Here is a 20699-nt window from a genome sequence, read left to right on the forward strand (position 1 = left end):
CGGTCGAAAATATCCGAGTTGATTCCTATGCCTTGCACCTCACCGCCCAAGGGCGGCGGCATCGGCCACCCTCGTGGAGGCCGGCCATGACCGCGCTCGCCCCGATTTCAGCTGCCAGCCCGCCACCAGCGAAACCTTCCGCACCTGTTGCCCAGCCATTCGGCCTGCGCATCGTGGTCGGCATGCTCGGCGTGCTGATCGCGTCCCTCAGCGCCGGGCTCAACGAGAAGGTCACCGACCTGGCCATGACCGACGTGCGCGGCGCGCTGGCCATCGGACACGACGAGGGCACCTGGCTGCTCGCCCTGTATTCGGCGGCGCAGGTGGCGGCGATGGCCTTCGCGCCCTGGTTCTCGGTCACCGTCTCGCTGCGCCGCTTCACCCTCGGCGCCATCGCCTGCTTCGCCCTGCTGGCGCTGCTCTGCCCGTTCGCGCCGAACGTCGAGACGCTCTACCTGCTGCGCCTGCTGCAGGGCTTCGCCGGCGGCTGCATGCCACCGATGCTGATGACCGTGGCGCTGCGCTTCCTGCCGCCGGGCATCAAGCTCTACGGCCTGGGCGCCTACGCGCTGACCGCCACCTTCGCGCCCAACCTGGGCATGCCGCTGGCGGCGCTGTGGACCGAGTTCGTCGGCTGGCAGTGGGTGTTCTGGCAGGTCATCCCGCTCTGCGCGGTGGCGCTGGCCGCCGTCGCCTGGGGCATCCCACAGGACCCGCTGCGCCTGGAGCGCCTGCGCCAGTTCGATTACCTGGGCCTCGCCCTCGGCCTGCCGGGCATCCTGATGCTGGTGATGGGCCTGCTGCAGGGCGAACGCCTGGACTGGTTCGAATCCGACCTGATCATCCTATTGGTGATCGGTGGGGCCGGGCTGCTGGTGGCTTTTTTCATCAACGAATGGACGCACCCGCTGCCCTTCTACCGTCTGGACATTCTCAAGCGGCGCAACTTCACCCACTCGCTGATCACCCTCGCCGGCGTGCTGGTGGTGCTCGGCGCATGCGCCGGGGTGCCGGCGTCCTACCTTGCCTCGGCCCACGGCTATCGCCCACTGCAATCGGCGCCGATGGCGCTGCTGGTGGCACTGCCGCAATTGATCTCGCTGCCGCTGGTCGCCGGACTGTGCAACATCCCCCGCGTCGACTGCCGCTGGGTGCTGGCCATCGGCATCAGCCTGTGCGGGCTGTCGGCCTTCGGCATGAGCCAACTGACCAGCGAGTGGACGCGGGAGAACTTCTATTGGCTGCTGGCGCTGCAGATCATCGGCCAGCCGATGGCCGTGGTGCCGCTGCTGATGTCCGCCACCAGTGTGGTCGCGCCCATCGAAGGGCCGTTCGCCTCGGCCTGGTTCAACAGCGTGCGCGGCTTCTCGGCGGTGCTCGGCAGCGCCGTGGTGTCGATCCTGATGACCTGGCGCGAGCACTACCACTCCAACCGCCTGGTCGATCATCTGGGCAACGTCCCGCATGCCCTCGGCCTGCGCCTGGAGCAACTGGGCGGCGTCGAGAACATCGACCGCCTGGCCGGCCAGGTACGTGGCCAGGCCGGCGTGCTCGCCGCCTCCGACACCCTGCTGGCGATGGCCGGCCTGGCCGCCGCCCTGCTCGTCCTGATTCCGCTGATGCCGCTGCGGGTCTACCCGCCGCGCCCTGTCGTTCCCACTCCCTGATTCGAAGGTCTGCCCATGTCGAAACTGAACGCCCGTCGCGGCAGCCTGGCCCTGGTCGCCGTGCTGCTGTTCGCCCTGGTCGTCTACCTGCTGCTGCGCCTGCTGGGTCCCGCCCGCGAGCAGAGCACCGACGACGCCTACGTCCACGCCGATTTCACCCTGGTGGCGCCGAAGGTCGCCGGCTTCATCGCAGAAGTGCTGGTGGAAGACAACCAATCGGTGAAGGCCGGCCAGGTCCTGGCGCGCATCGACGCCCGCGACTACCGTGCCGCGCTGGAGGCCGCCGAGGCCGACGTGCTGGCTGCCGAGGCGCGCCATCATCATGTCGCCGCCGACCTCGAACGCCAGCAGGCGGTGATCGCCCAGAGCGCCGCCCAGGTACAGGCCGACCAGGCCGCGCTGGTCTTCGCCTCGCAGGAGCTCAAGCGTTACGAGCACCTCGTCAGCCGGGGCGCCGGTACCCTGCAGAACGCCCAGCAGGCGCGCTCCCGCATCGACTCGGCCAGGGCCGTGCTGGACAAGGACAAGGCCGCCGCCCTCGCCGCGCGCAAGCAGCTCGACGTCCTGCTGGCCCAGCAGGCCGAAGCTCTCGGCGCACTGAAGCGTGGCCAGGCGCAATTGCAGCAGGCGCAACTGAACCTGTCGTACACCGAGATTCGTGCGCCCTTCGACGGCATGGTCGGCCGCCGCGCTGTGCGCGTGGGCGCCTACACCACGCCGGGCAATGCCCTGCTGGCGGTGGTGCCGCTGCAGGACGCCTACGTGGTCGGCAACTTCCAGGAAACCCAGCTGACCGAAGTGCAGCCAGGGCAGCGCGTCGAGATCAGCATCGACACCTTCCCCGGCGAAACCCTGCACGGCCACGTCGACAGCATCGCCCCGGCCACCGGCCTGAGCTTCGCCCCCATCGCTCCGGACAACGCCACCGGCAACTTCACCAAGATCGTCCAGCGCATCCCGGTGAAGATCGTCCTCGACACCGACCAACCGCTGCGCGAGAAGCTGCGCGTGGGCATGTCGGTGATCGCGCGCATCGACACCGGCAAGCACGCCGCGGATGAGCGGAAAGTGGCGGTGCAATGATCCCCCGCCGGCACCTCGGACAGGCTGCACGGCACCCACCGCGTCTGACGCGGCGGTTGCCTGGCGCGCGTCGATCAGCCACGCTATGCGCCATCCAGTCCGACAACCTGACGAATCCCATGATCGAACTCGAACGCCCCGACTCCCTGGTGGAGCGCGTGGTCGCCTCCCTGCGCCGTGAAATCGATTCCGGTCGCCTGCCCGCAGGTTCGCGCCTGCCCACGGAATTCCAGCTTTCCGAACAGCTGAACGTCAGCCGTTCGGTGGTGCGCGAGGCGGTGGCGCAGCTCAAGGCCGACGGCGTACTGGTCAGCCGCCGGGGCAGCGGTTCGTTCATCTCCGGCACACCCGGCGGTACGGTGTTTCGTCTGCCTGGCCGCAACGATGGCGGCCAGGGGCTGGCGCAACTGTTCGAGATGCGCCTGTGGATCGAGATTCAGGCCGCCCGCATCGCCGCCCAGCGCCGCAGCGCCGCCGACCTTGCGCGCATGGCCGAGGCGCTGAAGGTGATGGACGAGCACCGCGCCGACTTCGACCGCTCCGGCGGGGCCGACGTGGAGTTCCACAAGGCCATCGCCGCCGCCTGCAAGAACGACTATTTCGTGGCCTTCCACGACTTCCTCGGCGGCCAGTTGGCGCACACCCGGCGCACCGCCTGGGAGAACTCCGCCGGCCTCAAGGGCGGCTCGTCTCCTGCGCAGAACGAGCACCGCGCGCTCTACGAAGCCATCGCCGCCAGCGATGCGGACGCCGCCGCGAACAGCGCCGAGAGCCATCTGCGCGCCTCGGCCAAGCGCCTAGGCATCGAACTGGCGCCCCTGCCCCACTGAAACATATTCATCCGTAAGTCGGACTCGAAATTTGTCTGACAACCTGATTTAATCGCCGCCAGCTGAATTTGTCAGACAACCTGACCTGATCAATAAAGTCTGACAACCCGACCGCGGTACAAGAGAAACAACAATGACTTACGACTTCTGCATCATCGGTGGCGGCATCGTCGGCCTGGCCACGGCCATGCGCCTGCTGCAGGTGCGCCCCGGTGCGTCGCTGCTCCTGCTGGAAAAGGAAGACAGCCTGGCCCGCCACCAGACCGGCCACAACAGCGGCGTGATCCACGCCGGCATCTACTACGCGCCGGGCAGCCTGAAGGCAGACCTGTGCAAGCGTGGCGCCCAGGCCACCCAGGACTTCTGCGACGAGCACGGCATCGCCTACGACGTCTGCGGCAAGCTGCTGGTGGCGTCCAGCGCCCTCGAACTGCAACGCATGGACGCCCTGCTGGAGCGCTCGAAGCTCAACGGCCTGGACGTCAAGCGCGTGGAGGCCGGCGAATTGCGCGAGCGCGAGCCGAACATCGTCGGCCTCGGCGGCCTGTTCCTCTCCTCCACCGGCATCGTCGACTACCGCCAGGTCTGCCAGGCGATGGCGAAAGTCATCGAACGCAGCGGTGGCGAAGTCCGCCTGGGCGTGAAGGTCGATGCGATCCGCGAGGGCGGCGACAACGTCCACATCCGTGCTGGCGACGAAGGCTGGACGGCACGGCAACTGGTGGCCTGCGCCGGCCTGCAGTCCGACCGCCTGGCGCGCCTGGCGGGCATCGAAACGCAGCATCAGATCATTCCGTTCCGCGGCGAGTACTACCGCCTGCCGGCGAGCAAGAACGACATCGTCAAGCACCTGATCTACCCGATCCCGGACCCGGAACTGCCGTTCCTCGGCATCCACCTGACGCGGATGATCGATGGCAGCGTCACCGTCGGCCCCAACGCGGTGCTCGGTTTCGCCCGCGAGGGTTATCCGAAGTTCTCCACGCACCTCGCCGACGTACTGGAGTACGCGCGCTTCCCCGGCTTCTGGAAAACCATCGGCGCCAACCTGCGCTCGGGCCTGGCAGAGATGAAGAACTCGCTGTTCAAGGCCGGTTACCTGGAGCAATGCCGCAAGTACTGCCCGTCCCTGCAACTGGACGACCTGCAACCCATCGAGGCCGGCATCCGTGCCCAGGCGGTGATGCGCGACGGCACGCTGGTGCATGATTTCCTGTTCCTCGAAACGCCGCGCATGTTGCACGTCTGCAACGCGCCCTCGCCGGCCGCCACCTCGGCCATCCCCATCGGCGAAATGATCGCCGACCGCCTGCTGCAACAGGCCTGAGCCAACGCCCGACCTCGTCATTCACACAAGGAAAACAACAGATGACCGCAACAAGGCCCGCGTCCTTGCGGGAAACGCCTGCCCAGGAAAAGACCCGTCTGCGCAAGGTGGCCGCCGCCACCATCGTCGGTTCCATGCTCGAGTGGTATGACTTCTACCTCTACGCGACGATGGCGGCGATCGTCTTCGCCAAGATCTTCTTCGACCCGAGCGACCCGCAAACCGCGACGCTGCTGGCATTCTCCACCTTCGCCATCGGCTTCATCGCCCGTCCCTTCGGCGGCATGCTGTTCGGCCACATGGGCGACAGGTTCGGCCGCAAGCAGATGCTGGTGGTGACCTTCGTGCTGATGGGCGTGTGCACCACGCTGATCGGCCTGATTCCCAACTACGACACTATCGGCATCTGGGCACCGATCCTGCTGGTGGCGATCCGCATCATCCAGGGCCTGGGCGCCGGCGCCGAACTGGCCGCCGCCGCGGTGACTTCCTACGAACACGCCTCCGAAGGCAAGCGCGGCAGCCAGGGCGCCTGGCCGGCGCTGGGCCTGAACCTGGGCCTGCTGCTGTCGTCCCTCACCGTGTACGCGCTGACCCTGCATGGCGATCAGTTCCTGCTCGATGGCGGCTGGCGCATCCCGTTCATCGCCAGCATCGTACTGGTGGGCGTGGGCCTGTGGGTGCGCAGCAGCATCCCGGAAACCCCGGAATACAGCGAACTGCACGAAGCCAAGGCCGGCGAACTGGTCAGCCACGACGAGCACAGCGTGCAGAAAGTCCCGCTGCTGGCGCTATTCCGCAACGACCTGAAAGGCCTGCTGGTGGTGTTCTTCGTGGCCATCGGCTACAACGCGCTGAGCTACATCTTCAAGACCTTCTCCCTGGCCTATCTGACCCAGTACAAGCACGTCACGGCCAACGTCACCTCGCTGTCGGTAACCATCGCCAGCCTCATCGCCATCTTCGCCGTGCCACTGTTCGGCCGCCTGTGCGACCGTTACAGCAGCAAGCAGGTGCTGATCGCCGGCGGCGTACTCTCGGCGATCTGCGCGTACCCGTTCATGGCGCTGCTGGAAACCGGCGAGAGCCTGTGGATCTACGTGGCGCTGGGTATCGGCACCGGCCTCCTCGCGCCGATGATGTTCGCTCCGCAGGGCTCCTTCCTCAGCCGCCAGTTCCCCACTCACACCCGCTCCTCCGGCGTGGGTACCGGCCGCGAGATTGGCACCGCGGTGGCAGGCGGCCTGGCACCGCTGGGTGCGCTGTCGCTGGTGGCGTCGTCGCCGACCCACTCCACGGCCGGGGTGGTCGCGATCCTGTTCGTTGCCGCCGTGATCCTGGTGATCGCCGCGTCGTTCGACCAGGGCAGCAAGCACTCGGCATTCAAGAACTGACGCCGCCAGAACGAAAAAAGCCCCGCGTTTGCGGGGCTTTTTTCTGCCTGGCGATCAGGCCGCCGAATCGGCATCCGCCTTGCTGCGGCGCGGCTTCTTCTTGCCGGCCAGCAGGTGCGAGAACACCGCGTGCAGGTCGCCGGATGCGCCATCCACGTCCAGGTTCAGCTTGTCATCGATGTGCGCCATGTGGTGCATCATCAGCATCACGGCCTTTTCCTTGTCGCCCCGTTCGATGGCGTCGAGGATCTCGTTGTGCTCGTCGAACGAGCAGTGCGAGCGACCGCCGCTTTCGTACTGGGCGATGATCAGCGAGGTCTGCGACACCAGGCTGCGCTGGAAGACCACCAGCGGCGCATTCTTCGCCATCTCGGCGAGCTTGAGGTGGAATTCCCCGGAGAGGCGGATGCCGGCGCCACGGTCGCCACGGGCGAAGCTGGATTGCTCCTGTTTCACCATGTCGCGCAGCTCGGCGAGGGTATCGCTGCTGGCGTTGTCCACGGCCAGCTCGGTGATCGCGCGCTCGACGGTGCGGCGGGCGAAGAGGATCTGCCGGGCTTCGTCGATGCTCGGGCTCGCCACCACCGCGCCGCGGTTCGGGCGCAGCAGCACGACCTGCTCATGGGCCAGGCGCGACAGCGCGCGACGGATGATGGTGCGGCTGACACCGAAGATTTCGCCGAGGGCCTCTTCGCTCAGCTTGGTGCCGGGAGCGAGGCGCTGCTCAAGGATCGCATCGAAGATGTGCGCGTAGACGATCTCGTCCTGAGTACCGCTGCGGCTCTTGCCATTGCGCGGCTGCTTCCTGATCTGTTGCAACTGGTCGGTCATTGGTGTCGAACCCTGATCAGCCGGCGTGGGGCCGGCGCGAAATCCGTTGGAGCGAGCGGAGAGCTGGCGTCGGCCAGGTATTGGGCAACAGTGTACACAAAATGGCCAGCATCGTGCAGCCGTCCCAAGCGAGTCGCGATTGGCGCCAATAGGAAGGGATTCGCCAGGGGTTCCGGCACCATCCTGCGACCAATCCATGCCTTTGCTTGTAAAAATCTTTCAAAAAGGCACCAAACATTATTTGAACTTTTTGTACACAACTGCATAATCGCGGCGTGACTTCCTGACCTAAGAGTCAACAAATCACACCCTCACAACTCTTTCCGTTTGCGCAAGGGACGCAGGTGAACCAGCCGACGGCAAGGGACCAACAACAAGAGCGTTGAGGAGTACCGCTGTGGAAAGCACCAAACAAGAACAACAAGCCTTTGCTTCAAGCCCGCCTGCTACCGGCCTGCTCGAACGTCTGTTCAAGCTCAGCCAGCATGGCACCACCGTGAAGACCGAACTCGCCGCGGGCCTCACGACCTTCATCACCATGGCGTACATCATCTTCGTCAACCCCAACATCATGGCCGACGCCGGCATCGACCACGGCGCCGCATTCGTCGCGACTTGCCTTGCCGCGGCGCTCGGCTGCTTCCTGATGGGCCTGTACGCCAACTGGCCGGTGGGCCTGGCGCCGGGCATGGGCCTCAACGCCTTCTTCACCTACACCGTGGTCAAGACCATGAACTACAGCTGGGAGATCGCGCTGGGCGCGGTGTTCATCTCCGGCATCGCCTTCATGATCCTGACCTTCTCCCGCGTGCGCGAATGGCTGCTCAACAGCATCCCGGTGAGCCTGCGCTTCGCGATGGGCGCCGGCGTCGGCCTGTTCCTCGGGCTGATCGGCCTGAAGACCGCCGGTATCGTGGTCGCCAGCCCCGCCACCCTGGTACACCTGGGTGACCTGACCAGCCCCGGGCCGCTGCTGGCCGCCCTCTGCTTCCTGATGATCGCGGTGCTGGAGTACCGTCGCGTGTTCGGCGGCATCCTGATCAGCATCCTCACCGTCACCGTGGCCGGCATCGCCCTGGGCATCGTCCAGTTCGGCGGCGTGTTCTCCATGCCCCCGAGCCTGGCGCCGACCTTCATGGCGATGGACATCACCGGCGCCTTCAACGTGACCATGATCAGCGTGATCCTGGCGTTCCTCTTCGTGCACATGTTCGACACCGCCGGCACCCTGATGGGGGTGGCCCAGCGTGCGCACCTGGTACGTGAGGACGGTCGCATCGAGAACCTGTCCAAGGCGATGAAGGCCGACAGCACCTCCAGCGCCTTCGGCGCGGTGCTCGGCGTACCGCCGGTGACCAGCTACGTGGAAAGCGCCGCGGGCGTCGCCGCCGGTGGCCGTACCGGCCTGACCGCCGTGGTGGTGGGCCTGCTGTTCGTCGCCGCGATGTTCTTCGCTCCGCTGGCCGGCATGATCCCCGCCTACGCCACCGCCGGCGCGCTGATCTATGTCGCCATGCTGATGATGGGCGGCATGGCCCACATCGACTGGAACGAGCACACCGAAACCATTCCGGCCATCGTTACCGTGATCATGATGCCGCTGACCTTCTCGGTCGCCGACGGCATCGCCCTGGGCTTCGTGACCTACGTGGCGATGAAGGTCTTCACCGGCCGCCACAAGGACGTGACCGTCAGCCTGTATGCGCTGTGCGCCATCTTCGTGGCCAAGTTCATCTTCCTGTAAGACCCTGGGGCCCCGGCGCAACTGCGCCGGGGCTTTCACTTTCGGCGAAACACCGTCGATGATCCCGGATACCCGGCTGCTCTACAGCAACGCCGCACTGTTCGCCGCCGCAGACGGAGCTTCCCTGCCGAGCCGCCGAGGCTCAGTCACTGGCAACGGGCAGCAGCAGGCGCACACGCACTTTTGTGCCGACGCCCTGCTCGCTGCTGACGTCGATACTGCCCCCCATCCGCTTCACCAGCCCTTCGCACAGCACCAGCCCGAAACCGATCCCACCACTCACCAGGTGCTCCGAGTCGGGCAGCCTGCGGAACGGCTCGAACAGGTGCGCCAGCTCCTCGTCGGCCATCCCCGGGCCACTATCCTCGACATCCAGCACGAACTCGACCTGACCACCGGCACTCTCGCTGGTCTCGACGCGCAGCAGTACCTCGCCACGATCGGTGAACTTGAGGGCATTGCCCATCAGATTGTCCAGTACCTGGCGCAGACGCGGGGCATCGATCCACACCGGCTTAGCCTGCAGCCGCTCCAGCCGCACCTTGAAATCCAGCCCTTTCGTCGAAGCCTCGGTGCGGTAGTCCGGCAGGCAGGCGTCGATCAGCTCACGCAGATCATGGCGCCGGGGCTCTAGAAGCAGAGTGCCGGTATCCAGCTGGACGAAATCGTCCACGTCGGCGAACACGCCCTGCAGGTTCTCCGCGATCTGTCCAACGGCCGTCAGCAGGTCACGCTGCCCCTCGCCGATTTCCGTCCCGGCCAGTACCTGCTCCAGCGTTTTCGAGATTCCGCGCAAGGCCACACCGATCTCGCGCGTCACCGCGCCGCGGAAGTGACTGCGCATGCGTTCGGTCGACCGCGCCTGCAGACTGGAATGGCGCAACTGGCGCAGCAGCTCTTCCCGTTCGGTGTGATCCTCGGAGCCGGAGAACATGCCGAGCAGCGAGCCATCGGCGTCGAACATGGGCTTCGTCCAGGTGGAGAGCGTGCGCCGCCCCTCCCTGGTTTCCACCACGCGATCGATGAACAGCGGTTTCCGTTCGGCCACCGCCTTCAGGTAAGCCTCCCGGATGACCCGCCTGTCTTCCGGGTCGGTGAATCTGGATACCTCGACGAATTGACTGCCGATCACCTCTTCGCGCGGCATATCGATCGAATCCAGGTAGACCTGGTTGTAGGCCATCAGCCGCCCTTCGGGGTCACGCAGGGTGAGCGGGGTCGGCATGGCATCGATCAGTTTCTGCAGGATTTCGAGCCTTTCCCGCTGTTTCAGCCCCGGGCCGCCAGCCTGAGGCTCCGGCTCGCTCCCGGAGGCTTCGACCAGCCCCTGTTGCCGGGCGATGTCGATCAGTTCCACCAGCGACGTCGCATGCAGTTTCTGCATCAGGCGGACCTTGTAGGTGCTCACGGTCTTGTCGCTGATCGCCAGCTGTTCACTGATCGCGACGTTGCTGAGCCCGCGCGCCAGCAGTTGCAGCACCGCCAGTTCGCGTACCGACAGGTCCTGCAGCACTTCGCTATGCTGGCTTGCGCCAAGTAGTATGTGGCTGGGGAAATAGTTCTGACCGGCGAGCAAAGCATGTACGGCGGCCTTCAGTTCACGCGGGTCCTGCTGCTTGCTGACGAAACCCCGCGCCCCAGACTGCAGGCAGCGGCCGGCGAAATACTCCGAATTCTGGGCCGTCAGCACCAGAATCCTGCAGCCCAGCTCCATCGCAACCAGGCGCTGGATCACTTCCAGCCCTCCCAGCCCGTGAATGGAAAGCTCCATCACCACCAGGTCGGGCAACAGCCTGCGAGCCAGTTGCAGCGCCTGTGGACCGCTGCCGGTTTCGCCCACGACTTCATGCCCTTCCGCTTCCATCAGCAGACGGATCGCATGCCGGATTACCGGCTCCGGATCGACAATCAGGATCCTGCTCACCCGCGGCCTCCCGGAATCACCACAGACTTCGACATCCGCATCAACCCTCCGCTACCGGCAACGACAACCGCACCAGCGCCTGCGTACCCGCGCCGGGATGGCTTTTCAGCTCGATGCTGCCGTGCATCAGTTCAAGCAACATGCGGCACAGCGTCAGGCCAAGGCCCGAGCCGCCGCGCAGAATGTGCCCGGCGTCCGGCAACTGGCGGAATGGCTCGAACAGCCGCTCCAGCTCTCCATCGTCGATGCCGGGGCCGCTGTCCTCCACGGCCAGCATGACCTCGACCTGCCCCTTGCCCCCCGCCACCGCACTCAGGCGCATCAACACGCCGCCGTCGTCGGTGAACTTCACGGCATTGCCGAGGAGGTTGTCCAGCACCTGGCGCAGTCGCCCGGCATCCACCCACACCCTGGGCTCCTGCAACCGGCCACACTGCAGCTCCAGCGCCAGTCCCCTGGCCTGGGCCTGATCCCGTTGCCCGGCAATACAGCTCTCGGCCAGCTCGCGCAGGTCATGGGGCTGCGGATCCAGGGTCAGCCTTCCGGCCTGCAACAGGCCGAAGTCCTGCAGATCGGCGAACACGCTGCTCAGACTTGCCGTCATCTCATGGGCCACTTTCAACGGCTCGCGCTGGGCGTCGCCGATGCGCGGTTGCGACAGCGTCAGATCGATCATCGCCGAGATCCCGCGAAATACCGCGCCCACTTCCCGGCTCATGGCTTGTATGAAGGCATCCCTGACACGATTCCCGGCTTCCATGCGCCGGGAGGTATCGCGCAACTCGCGCAGCAGACCATCGCGCTCGGTCTGGTTCTGCGATCCGCACAGCATGCCTATCAGTCGCCCACCCGCGTCATGCAGAGGCTTGGCCCACAGCGTCAGCACCCGACGTCCATCGCGCTTGTCGGTAAATACCCGCTCGAAGGTCATCGGCGCGTTCTGCGCAACCGCTTGCAGGTAGTTGCCCTGAACCGCCCGGGCATCCTCCAGCGAATAGGTCATGATATCGGCGTAGCGGCTACCGATGACCTCGTCGCTGGACAATCCCGAGATCTCGAGGAAGGCCTGGTTGCAGATCATCACTCGCCCGTCGATATCGCGCACCGCAAGGGTTCCGGGCACGGCGTCGATCATCTTCTGCAGCAGTTCGAGCTGCTCGCCCTGTCCGGGGCCGAGGTCAGTGGCTTTCGCGTCGCCGCTGGACGAGCCCAACAGGTCATTGCGGCGGGCGATGTCGATCAGCTCCACCAGCGATGATGCGTGCAGCTTCTGCAGCAGACGCGCCTTGTAGGTGCTGACGGTCTTGTCGCTGATCGCCAGTTGCTCGGCGATGGCGATGTTGCTGAAGCCACGGGCGAGCAGTTGCAGGACCGAAACCTCGCGCGCGGAAAGCGACGGCTGCTGGCAGCCCACCAGCGCGGGGGCGGCGCCAGTCAGTGCGCCATCCGGGAAATAGCTGTGCCCCCGCAGTATGGCGTTCGTCGCACGCCGCAGATTCAGGGGATCGTCCTGCTTGCTGACGAAGCCACCGGCGCCCGTCTGCAGGCAGCGCCCGGCGAAGTACTCGGAATCCTGGGTGGTCAGCACCAGCACTCGCGCATCCGGCTCGGCGGCAATCAGGCGCTGGAGCACTTCGAGCCCGCCCAGACCGGGAATGGAAAGTTCGAGGATGGTCAGATCGGGGCGCAGGGAGCGCGCAAGTTGCAATGTCTTCGGGCCATTGTCGGCTTCGCCCACCACCTCATGGCCATCTTCTTCCATCAATAGCCGGATCGCGTGCCGGGTCACCGGCTGCGCGTCGGCGATCAGGATCCTGCTCATCCAGAACTCCATCGAATACTCAGGACAGAAAGAATAGATGGCTATGCCCCGGGCAGCGACCGCGCAGGCAACGGTGCGCCAACCATGAGGCAGACGTACTCAGGAGGAGGATAAAAAAGCCCGCCAATCGGCGGGCTGAAGGAGACTCCACGAAGAGTCGGGGGTAATGCCCGGGCCGGCGGCAGGCCGTCGAAGAAGCGCCTGCTAGCTGCCGCGATAGGTGGAATAGCTGTAAGGCGAAATCAGCAGCGGCACATGGTAGTGATCTTTCTCGGAAGCGATGCCGAAGCGCAGTACGACCTGGTCGAGGAAGGCCGGGGTCGGCAGTTCCACACCACGGGCGCGGTAGTAATCGCCGGCATTGAACAGCAACTGGTAGACGCCGGCGCGTAAATCGTCGCCCTGCAGCAGCGGCTCGTCGACACGGCCGTCGTCATTGGTCACACGGGTGGTGATCAACTCCAGCTGCTGACCTTCGACGCGGTACAGCTCGATCTTGATGCCGTGGCCAGGGCAGCCGTGGGCGGAATCCAGTACGTGAGTGGTCAAGCGTCCCATTGGCTTATCGATGTCTCCGGCGCCGCCGGCGGACACCTTCCTCCTCTGTCTCGTTGATTCAAATTCGGCGGGCTGCCGCACGGACAGCCGGCAAGTGCGTTTGTGCGGAATCGAATATACCCAGCGATGCGCTCAATTGTATACAAAAAAGTAATTCAACCTTGCAAAAAGCCACCAGGACAGCCGCCTGCACGGGTGCACCAGATGCCTGAGAATGGGCGTCGCAGACAGCATGGAACGTGGTCAGGCGGGGTTCTTGCGGCGACTCCCACGCGTATACGGAAGAGAAATGACCGTTGTGCGGATTGTATTTACAGATCGCCAAACATTTTGTATACAATGCGCCCATCAACGGCAGCGCCCGGTCCACCGACTCCGCGCAGACCGCCAACCACAAGAAGGAACACTGCAGTGAGCGCCGACTACCCACGCGACCTGATCGGTTACGGCAACAACATCCCCCATCCGCATTGGCCGAACGATGCCCGCATCGCTCTCTCCTTCGTCCTCAACTACGAGGAAGGCGGCGAGCGTTGCATCCTGCACGGAGACAAGGAATCCGAAGCCTTCCTCTCCGAGATGGTGGCCGCACAGCCGCTCAAGGGCGAGCGCAACATGTGCATGGAGTCGCTGTACGAATACGGTAGCCGCGCTGGCGTATGGCGCCTGCTCAAGCTGTTCAAGAAATACGACCTGCCGATGACCATCTTCGCCGTGGCGATGGCCGCCCAGCGCCACCCCGAGGCGATCCGCCAGATGGTCGCCGACGGCCACGAGATCTGCAGCCACGGCTACCGCTGGATCGACTACCAGTACATGGATCCGGAACAGGAGCGCGAGCACATGTTCGAGGCCGTGCGCATCCTCACCGAACTGACCGGCCAGCGCCCGCAGGGCTGGTACACCGGCCGCCTGGGCCCGAACACCCGACGCATCGTCCGCGAGGACGGCAACTTCCTCTACGACTCCGACACCTACGACGACGACCTGCCCTACTGGGACCCGGCGAGCACCGCCGAGAAGCCGCACCTGGTGATCCCCTACACCCTGGACACCAACGACATGCGCTTCACCCAGGTGCAGGGCTTCAACAAGGGCGACGACTTCTTCGAATACCTGAAAGACGCCTTCGACGTGCTCTACGCCGAGGGTGCCGAGGGCGCGCCGAAGATGCTTTCCATCGGCATGCACTGCCGCCTGCTCGGCCGTCCGGCCCGCATGGCCTCGCTGGAGCGTTTCATCCAGTACGTTAAGGGTCACGAGAAGGTGTGGATCACCCGCCGTGTCGACATCGCCAAGCACTGGCACGAAAACCACCCGTTCAAAGCCCAGGAGAACCAGGCATGAGCCGTTTCCAGACCCTGACTCCGGCCAGCCTCGACCGCGCCGCGTTCGTCGCCACCTTCGCCGACATCTACGAGCACTCCCCGTGGGTCGCCGAGAAGGCCTATGACCTGGGCGTCGACGACAGCCTGAACGACATCGAGCTGCTGCAGCAGCGCATGGCCGACATCCTCCTGTCCGCCAGTCATGAAGCCCAGCTGGCACTGATCAACGCCCACCCGGACCTCGCCGGCAAGGCCGCGATCCGCGGCGAACTGACCGCCTCGAGCACCGCCGAACAGGCCGGCGCCGGCATCCAGGACTGTACCGCCGAGGAGTTCGCCCGCTTCACCGAACTCAACGACGCCTACAAGGCCAAGTTCGGCTTCCCCTTCATCAAGGCGGTGAAGGGCAGCAACCGCCACCAGATCCTGGCTGCGTTCGAAGAGCGCATCCACAACACGCCGGAGCAGGAGTTCCAGACCGCCCTGGCGGAGATCAACAAGATCGCGATGTTCCGCCTGCAGCAGCTCTGAGCGAGCGGACCTTCACTCCCCTTCCGTACGAAGGGGCCCATGCGAACAACGAGATAAGAAGACCAGCCATGCGTACCCTGAAGATCGAGCCGTTGACCCAGTCAGCCTTCGCACCGTTCGGTGATGTCATCGAAACCGAAGGCAGCGACTTCTTCATGATCAACAACGGTTCCACCCGCCGTTATCACAAGCTCGCCACCGTCGAAACGGCGCAGCCCGATGACAAGGCGATCATCAGCATCTTCAGCGCCGAATCCCTGGAGATGCCGTTGCGCATCCGCATGCTGGAGCGCCATCCGCTGGGCAGCCAAGCGTTCATTCCGCTGCTCGGCAACCAATTTCTGATCGTGGTCGCGCCAGTTGGCGACGTACCTGTATCGGGCCTCGTCCGCGCTTTCCTGTCCAACGGCAAGCAGGGCGTCAATTACCACCGCGGCGTCTGGCACCACCCGGTGCTGACGATCGAAAAGCGGGATGACTTCCTGGTGGTCGATCGCAGCGGTTCTGGCAACAACTGCGACGAGCATTTCTTCACCGAGGACGAACAGCTCCTCCTCGACCCCCAACTAAACTAATAAGAGTGGCCCATTCACCGCGACGGCGGCGTCCGGGCAAGAGGTAATAACAGTGGAAGCACATCTCATCGAATGGGCGAACCTGCTGGTTCGCTGGGTACACATGATCGTCGGTATCGCCTGGATCGGTGCCTCGTTCTATTTCGTCTGGCTGGAAAACAACCTCAATCGCGCCAACCCGCGCGAAGGGCTCTCCGGTGATCTATGGGCGATCCACGGTGGCGGTATCTACCACCTGGAGAAGTACAAGCTCGCCCCGCCGAAAATGCCGGACAACCTGCACTGGTTCAAATGGGAGGCCTACTCCACCTGGCTCTCGGGCGTCTGCCTGCTGACCATCGTGTTCTACCTGAACCCGACCCTGTACCTGATCGCTCCGGGCAGTGACCTGGCCCCGGCCGCCGCCATCGCCATCGGCATCGGCTCGCTGATCGCCGGCTGGTTCATCTACAGCACCCTGTGCGACTCCCCGCTGGGCAAGACCCCTGCCCTGCTCGGCGCCATCCTGTTCGCCCTGATCGTCCTCGCCGCCTACCTGCTCAGCCAGGTGTTCAGCGGCCGCGGCGCATACCTGCACGTGGGCGCCATCATCGGCACCATCATGGTGGGTAACGTGTTCCGCGTGATCATGCCGGCCCAGCGCGCGCTGGTTAAGGCCATCGAGGAAAACCGCCAGCCCGACCCGGTGCTGCCGGCCAAGGGCCTGCTGCGTTCGCGCCACAACAACTACTTCACCCTGCCGGTGCTGTTCATCATGATCAGCAACCACTTCCCGAGCACCTACGGCAGCCAGTACAACTGGCTGATCCTGGCGGGCATCGCGGGTCTGGCAGTGATCGTGCGCCACTACTTCAACACCCGCCACGAAGGCAACGGCATGGCCTGGGCCCTGCCCGCCGGCGCCGTCGGCATGATCGCCCTGGCCTTCGTCACCGGCCCGAACCTCCCCAGCAGCGACAGCGCCGCCAGCGCCCAGCCTGCGAAGGTGGAGTACCAGCCGCTGCCGGAAACCGCCATCGGTGGCAAGACCCCGGCCGAGCGCGCCAAGGAAGACGCCGCGAAACCCGCCACTGTCGAGCAGGCTCCCGCCCAGGCGCAAGCCTCCACGGGCGTCGGTGCCGGCTTCGACAAGGTCCACCACGTGATCCAGGAACGCTGCACTGTCTGCCACTCGTCCAAGCCGACCAGCAACATGTTCAGTGCCGCTCCGGCTGGCGTGATGTTCGACACCCCGCAGCAGATCCAGCAGCTCGCCCCGCGCATCCAGGCGCAGGCCGTGGCTTCGCAGGTGATGCCGCTGGGCAACATCACCCAGATGACCCCGGAAGAGCGCAAGCTCGTTGGCGACTGGATCGCCAAGGGTGCCCAGGTTAATTGAGCCTGCGGCACGGCCAGGAAAACCGCACCTTCGGGTGCGGTTTTTTTATGCCTGCGAATAAAGCAAACCTGTAGGAGCGAGCTTGCTCGCAAACAAACCATCAGTGCACGCCGGATCAATAGGCTGCGGCCCGGTTCGCGAGCAAGCTCGCTCCTACGAAAAGCCAATAAAGCAAAAAATGTAGTCCACTCGACCAATGGCTACATAAATCGCGAAGCCAGGAAACACGCGACCTAGAGGCATCCAACACCACCGAGACAGAACGTGACCGATGAGTTGTATACAAAAATCGATTGAACCTAATACATATCGCAAGTATAAAGTGCCGCACCGCTTCACCCGCTCGGCCCCGGGGGTGAATGATGGCCAGTATCTCCCAGCTGCCGCGCCCGTCCGGCAGCCTGTGACTGACAACAATAAAAACCGAGGTGTTGCATGTCCGTGGTATCTGAACGCCGCATTCCCGGCTCGCCTGTCGATCAGCGTTTGCCCTTGCTGCAGCTGCTGCTGGTCGGGTTCCAGCACGTTCTCCTGATGTATGGCGGCGCCGTCGCCGTTCCCCTGATCGTCGGCCAGGCCGCCGGTCTCTCCCGTGAAGAAATCGCCTTCCTGATCAACGCCGACCTGCTGGTCGCCGGTATCGCCACGCTCGTACAATCCCTCGGCATCGGTCCGGTGGGCATCCGCATGCCGGTGATGATGGGTGCCAGCTTCGCCGCCGTGGGCAGCATGGTCGCTATGGCCGGCATGCCCGGCGTGGGCCTCAACGGCATCTTCGGCGCGACCATCGCCGGCGGTTTCTTCGGCATGATCATCGCGCCGTTCATGAGCCGTATCGTGCGCTTCTTCCCGCCGCTGGTGACCGGTACCGTGATCACCTCCATCGGCATGTGCCTGTTCCCGGTGGCGATCAACTGGGCCGGTGGCGGCGAAGGCGCGGCCAACTTCGGCGCGCTCGAATACCTCGGCCTGTCCTCCTTCGTGCTGGCGGTGATCCTGCTGATCAACCGCTTCCTGAAAGGCTTCTGGGTCAACGTCTCGGTACTGATCGGCATGCTGCTGGGCTACATCATCGGCGCCAGCATGGGCATGGTCAGCCTGGACGGCATCGAACAGCGCCCCTGGTTCGACGTGGTCACCCCGCTGCACTTCGGCACGCCGGAGTTCCACCTGGCCCCCGTGCTCTCCATGTGCCTGGTGGTGGTGATCATCTTCGTCGAGTCCACCGGCATGTTCCTCGCCCTGGGCAAGGTCACCGAAACCGAGATCTGCCCCAACCGCCTGCGTCGCGGCCTGCTGTGCGACGCCAGCGCGTCGTTCTTCGCCGGCTTCATGAACACCTTCACCCACTCCTCGTTCGCCCAGAACATCGGCCTGGTGCAGATGACCGGGGTGCGCAGCCGCTACGTCACCGCGGCCGCCGCCGTCTTCCTGATCATCCTGAGCCTGCTGCCCAAGGCCGCCTTCCTGGTCGCCTCGATTCCGCCGGCGGTGCTGGGTGGCGCCGGTATCGCCATGTTCGGCATGGTCGCCGCCAGCGGCATCCGCATCCTGCATGAAGCGGATATCGTTGACCGCCGCAACCAGCTGCTGGTGGCGGTGAGCATCGGCATGGGCATGGTCCCGGTGGTCCGCCCGGACTTCTTCGCCGCCCTGCCCCAGTGGATGGAGCCGATCACCCACAGCGGCATCGCCATGACCTCGATCTGGGCCGTGGTGCTGAACATTCTGTTCAACATCCTTGGAGAACATGGCCGGGATGCCCTCTGCGGGCATCACTGAGGCGCTTTCGCGGGTGCTTCCCGGGCACCCGTTTCAAAGCCGCGCCTATTCCTGCGCGGCTTTTTTTCGTCTGCGCAGGATCTCTCTGTCTCGTAGGAGCGAGCCTGCTCGAGAACGGTGTTTACCGATGACTCCGATGTTTGGGCGGTTCGCGAGCAAGCTCGCTCCTACACGGCAAGCCGCCCCCCGCACGGGGCTCCAACTCGGCAGTTCGGTAGAAACCGAGCCTGGCACAGGCCCCGTCATCTGCCACAGGCAACCCTCCGGGGGCGCCCGCCTTAACGCAGACATGCCAAAGCGCAGCACACGCTCAAGCCTCCGGGCGATAGCCCAGGCGTAGGCCACCCCACTGCCGGCCGCCGATGAAGATCGGCACCGACAGGTCATGCATCAGCTCGCCGGTGTCGCGGCAGTAGGTCTGCAACAGCATCGGCTGGCTATGGCTGCCGCAGCGCAGGCCGGTGCGATCGTTGAACAAGCGCTTGCTTCGGCTCTTGAGCATGTCGACCTGCAGGTCGCCGCTCGACGGATGATTGAACGCCTGGTTGTGCGTGGGCACGTAGCCTTCGGCGGTGCAGGCAATCGCGAAGACCAGCCCTTCGTGACGCTGCAACAGGTCCTCCTGGATGCGCGGCAGGACTTCGTCGGTATAGCGGTCGAAGCGCGTGCGGTACTTCTGCGGACGGGTTCCGGGAAGCGGCTGGTAATCACGGTCGAACAGGTCGTCGAGCCCGATGCGGCCCGCATCGAGGTCCGTCTCGAAACGCGCGGCGATGGCCTGCGCGCCTTCACGGGCCAGGTCATAGGCGCGCTGGTGATAATCGTCCAGGGCGACCTGGGCCAGGCGCTCGCTGACCATCTCGGCCTGGGTTTCCAGCTGCACCGCCGCTTCCGCCAGGCGATGGGTCTGCTCGTCGCTCACGCGCAGGTCGCCACGCACCTGCTCGACGGCGGCGAACAGGCTGTCCAGCTGGCTGCGGTTGATCTCCGCGCCTTCGGCGATCTCGGTGATCTGGGTTTCCACCGTGGCGGCCAGGCCGGCGATGTCCTGCAACTGCCGCCCGGTGCCTTCCACCTGGCCGACGCCCTGTACCAGATCGTCGACCAACTGGCGGATCTGCTCCACCACCTCGCTGGTCTGGCGCTGGATGTCCTCGACCATCTGCCCCACTTCATCGGTCGCCTCGGCGGTGCGTCCGGCCAGCCCGCGCACCTCCTCCGCCACCACTGCGAAACCACGCCCATGCGCCCCAGCGCGCGCCGCCTCGATGGCGGCGTTGAGCGCCAGCAGGTTGGTCTGGCTGGCAATGGACTGGATCACCTGGGTTACCCGCTGGATGTCCTCGCTGCGCTGGTTCAGGGTCTCGATCAGCGCCCGGCTGGCATTGGCACGCTCGCTGAGTTGATGCATGCAATCGATGGCCGCCTGCAATTCGCCACGTCCCTGGTCGCTGCCGGCCCGCGCGCGCGTCGCAGCCTCCTTCGCCTGGCGGGCCAGACTGGAAGTGGCGCGCTCGGTATGGATCATCACTTCGGCGCTGCCGACGATCTGCTCGGCGGCCACCAGTTGGGATTCGAGCTTCTCCACCAGCCGCTGCACCGAATAGGACACACCCGCGGCGGACAGCGCGTTGCGGCTGGTCCCCCGCGACAGTTCGCGGGTCAGCTCGGCGATGTCCGGCAGCGTCGCCGGCTCGCTGGGCGAGGATGAGTACCAGTGGAGGAACCAGGGCACCCAGAGCAGCGCCGCTCCCAGCAACAGGCACAACGACAAGGGCCAGCCACCCAGGGATTGGGCGATGAACAACAGCACCAGACCGGAAGTCTGCAGGGAAAGGGTGAGGACGATACGCGGACGCGCGGTATCCATGGCGGCAGCTCTCTTCTGGCAGGCGCTCGGCCGGGACTCGTGCGACCCCGCCGGG

At 65.0% G+C, this 20699-nt stretch carries 16 protein-coding genes and 2 pseudogenes; 11 read left to right on the forward strand and 7 right to left on the reverse strand.

Annotated features, from left to right (window positions below; translation table 11 throughout):
- The first annotated feature begins 86 nt into the window (after nt 1-86).
- The 5 genes from H681_RS15360 to H681_RS15380 all read left to right on the forward strand — a co-directional run bounded on the left by H681_RS15360 (nt 87) and on the right by H681_RS15380 (nt 6301).
- Nucleotides 87-1667: an MFS transporter gene (locus H681_RS15360; protein ID WP_015477795.1), complete on the forward strand. Its 1581-nt coding sequence runs from the start codon at nt 87-89 to the stop codon at nt 1665-1667.
- 15 nt (nt 1668-1682) lie between these two features.
- Nucleotides 1683-2750 (forward strand): HlyD family secretion protein, encoded by a 1068-nt coding sequence (locus H681_RS15365; protein ID WP_015477796.1) that lies wholly within the window; start codon nt 1683-1685, stop codon nt 2748-2750.
- A 119-nt stretch (nt 2751-2869) separates the two neighbouring features.
- A complete protein-coding gene (locus H681_RS15370) occupies nt 2870-3580 on the forward strand; it encodes a FadR/GntR family transcriptional regulator (RefSeq protein ID WP_015477797.1) in 711 nt (236 codons plus the stop codon).
- 133 nt (nt 3581-3713) lie between these two features.
- Nucleotides 3714-4907 (forward strand): L-2-hydroxyglutarate oxidase, encoded by a 1194-nt coding sequence (gene lhgO, locus H681_RS15375; protein ID WP_015477798.1) that lies wholly within the window; start codon nt 3714-3716, stop codon nt 4905-4907.
- 41 nt (nt 4908-4948) lie between these two features.
- Entirely contained in the window at nt 4949-6301 is a 1353-nt protein-coding gene (locus tag H681_RS15380; protein WP_015477799.1) for an MFS transporter, read from the forward strand.
- A 54-nt stretch (nt 6302-6355) separates the two neighbouring features.
- On the opposite strand, the gene H681_RS15385 is transcribed toward H681_RS15380, so the two are convergent.
- A complete protein-coding gene (locus H681_RS15385) occupies nt 6356-7132 on the reverse strand; it encodes a GntR family transcriptional regulator (RefSeq protein ID WP_015477800.1) in 777 nt (258 codons plus the stop codon).
- 397 nt (nt 7133-7529) lie between these two features.
- Here H681_RS15385 and H681_RS15390 point away from each other — a divergent pair, with 397 nt between their 5' ends.
- Nucleotides 7530-8876: an NCS2 family permease gene (locus H681_RS15390; protein WP_015477801.1), complete on the forward strand. Its 1347-nt coding sequence runs from the start codon at nt 7530-7532 to the stop codon at nt 8874-8876.
- 142 nt (nt 8877-9018) lie between these two features.
- On the opposite strand, the gene H681_RS26925 is transcribed toward H681_RS15390, so the two are convergent.
- From H681_RS26925 to uraH, 5 genes and pseudogenes are all read right to left on the reverse strand, one after another.
- Nucleotides 9019-10101, reverse strand: a complete 1083-nt coding sequence (locus H681_RS26925) for a sensor histidine kinase (RefSeq protein WP_236620545.1) — start codon at nt 10099-10101, stop codon at nt 9019-9021.
- 93 nt (nt 10102-10194) lie between these two features.
- A pseudogene (locus H681_RS26930) lies at nt 10195-10800 on the reverse strand (response regulator); the annotation flags it as partial.
- Nucleotides 10801-10840: 40 nt separating this feature from the next.
- Nucleotides 10841-11935 (reverse strand): PAS domain-containing sensor histidine kinase, encoded by a 1095-nt coding sequence (locus tag H681_RS27125; RefSeq protein ID WP_330217879.1) that lies wholly within the window; start codon nt 11933-11935, stop codon nt 10841-10843.
- 75 nt (nt 11936-12010) lie between these two features.
- Nucleotides 12011-12622 (reverse strand): annotated as a pseudogene (locus tag H681_RS27130) (response regulator); the annotation flags it as partial.
- A gap of 204 nt (nt 12623-12826) precedes the next feature.
- Entirely contained in the window at nt 12827-13180 is a 354-nt protein-coding gene (gene uraH, locus H681_RS15405) for a hydroxyisourate hydrolase (RefSeq protein WP_015477804.1), read from the reverse strand.
- A gap of 411 nt (nt 13181-13591) precedes the next feature.
- Between uraH and puuE the strand changes: the two genes are divergently transcribed.
- The 5 genes from puuE to H681_RS15430 all read left to right on the forward strand — a co-directional run bounded on the left by puuE (nt 13592) and on the right by H681_RS15430 (nt 18774).
- The gene (gene puuE, locus H681_RS15410) at nt 13592-14527 is read left to right on the forward strand and encodes an allantoinase PuuE (protein WP_015477805.1); all 936 of its coding nucleotides are present in this window, start codon (nt 13592-13594) and stop codon (nt 14525-14527) included.
- The gene (gene uraD, locus H681_RS15415; RefSeq protein ID WP_015477806.1) at nt 14524-15039 is read left to right on the forward strand and encodes a 2-oxo-4-hydroxy-4-carboxy-5-ureidoimidazoline decarboxylase; all 516 of its coding nucleotides are present in this window, start codon (nt 14524-14526) and stop codon (nt 15037-15039) included. The genes puuE and uraD overlap by 4 nt, the downstream gene beginning before the upstream one ends.
- Before the next feature lie 68 nt (nt 15040-15107).
- Nucleotides 15108-15614 (forward strand): ureidoglycolate lyase, encoded by a 507-nt coding sequence (locus H681_RS15420; RefSeq protein ID WP_015477807.1) that lies wholly within the window; start codon nt 15108-15110, stop codon nt 15612-15614.
- Between the two features lie 52 nt (nt 15615-15666).
- On the forward strand, nt 15667-16992 hold the full coding sequence (locus H681_RS15425; RefSeq protein WP_015477808.1) for a urate hydroxylase PuuD: 1326 nt from the start codon (nt 15667-15669) through the stop codon (nt 16990-16992).
- Nucleotides 16993-17427: 435 nt separating this feature from the next.
- Nucleotides 17428-18774: a nucleobase:cation symporter-2 family protein gene (locus H681_RS15430; RefSeq protein WP_015477809.1), complete on the forward strand. Its 1347-nt coding sequence runs from the start codon at nt 17428-17430 to the stop codon at nt 18772-18774.
- Nucleotides 18775-19084: 310 nt separating this feature from the next.
- On the opposite strand, the gene H681_RS15435 is transcribed toward H681_RS15430, so the two are convergent.
- Complete coding sequence (locus H681_RS15435) at nt 19085-20644, reverse strand: methyl-accepting chemotaxis protein (protein ID WP_015477810.1); 1560 nt, start codon at nt 20642-20644, stop codon at nt 19085-19087.
- Nucleotides 20645-20699: the final 55 nt, after the last annotated feature.

This window comes from Pseudomonas sp. ATCC 13867, from assembly GCF_000349845.1.
GTDB lineage: Bacteria > Pseudomonadota > Gammaproteobacteria > Pseudomonadales > Pseudomonadaceae > Pseudomonas.

Bases quoted from the DNA above. Each gene is read 5' to 3' on its own strand.
- H681_RS15360 (WP_015477795.1), top strand. From the start codon at position 87: ATGACCGCGCTCGCCCCGATTTCAGCTGCCAGCCCGCCACCAGCGAAA.
- H681_RS15365 (WP_015477796.1), top strand. From the start codon at position 1,683: ATGTCGAAACTGAACGCCCGTCGCGGCAGCCTGGCCCTGGTCGCCGTG.
- H681_RS15370 (WP_015477797.1), top strand. From the start codon at position 2,870: ATGATCGAACTCGAACGCCCCGACTCCCTGGTGGAGCGCGTGGTCGCC.
- lhgO (WP_015477798.1), top strand. From the start codon at position 3,714: ATGACTTACGACTTCTGCATCATCGGTGGCGGCATCGTCGGCCTGGCC.
- H681_RS15380 (WP_015477799.1), top strand. From the start codon at position 4,949: ATGACCGCAACAAGGCCCGCGTCCTTGCGGGAAACGCCTGCCCAGGAA.
- H681_RS15385 (WP_015477800.1), bottom strand. From the start codon at position 7,132: ATGACCGACCAGTTGCAACAGATCAGGAAGCAGCCGCGCAATGGCAAG.
- H681_RS26925 (WP_236620545.1), bottom strand. From the start codon at position 10,101: ATGCCGACCCCGCTCACCCTGCGTGACCCCGAAGGGCGGCTGATGGCC.
- H681_RS27125 (WP_330217879.1), bottom strand. From the start codon at position 11,935: ATGATCGACGCCGTGCCCGGAACCCTTGCGGTGCGCGATATCGACGGG.
- uraH (WP_015477804.1), bottom strand. From the start codon at position 13,180: ATGGGACGCTTGACCACTCACGTACTGGATTCCGCCCACGGCTGCCCT.
- uraD (WP_015477806.1), top strand. From the start codon at position 14,524: ATGAGCCGTTTCCAGACCCTGACTCCGGCCAGCCTCGACCGCGCCGCG.
- H681_RS15420 (WP_015477807.1), top strand. From the start codon at position 15,108: ATGCGTACCCTGAAGATCGAGCCGTTGACCCAGTCAGCCTTCGCACCG.
- H681_RS15430 (WP_015477809.1), top strand. From the start codon at position 17,428: ATGTCCGTGGTATCTGAACGCCGCATTCCCGGCTCGCCTGTCGATCAG.
- H681_RS15435 (WP_015477810.1), bottom strand. From the start codon at position 20,644: ATGGATACCGCGCGTCCGCGTATCGTCCTCACCCTTTCCCTGCAGACT.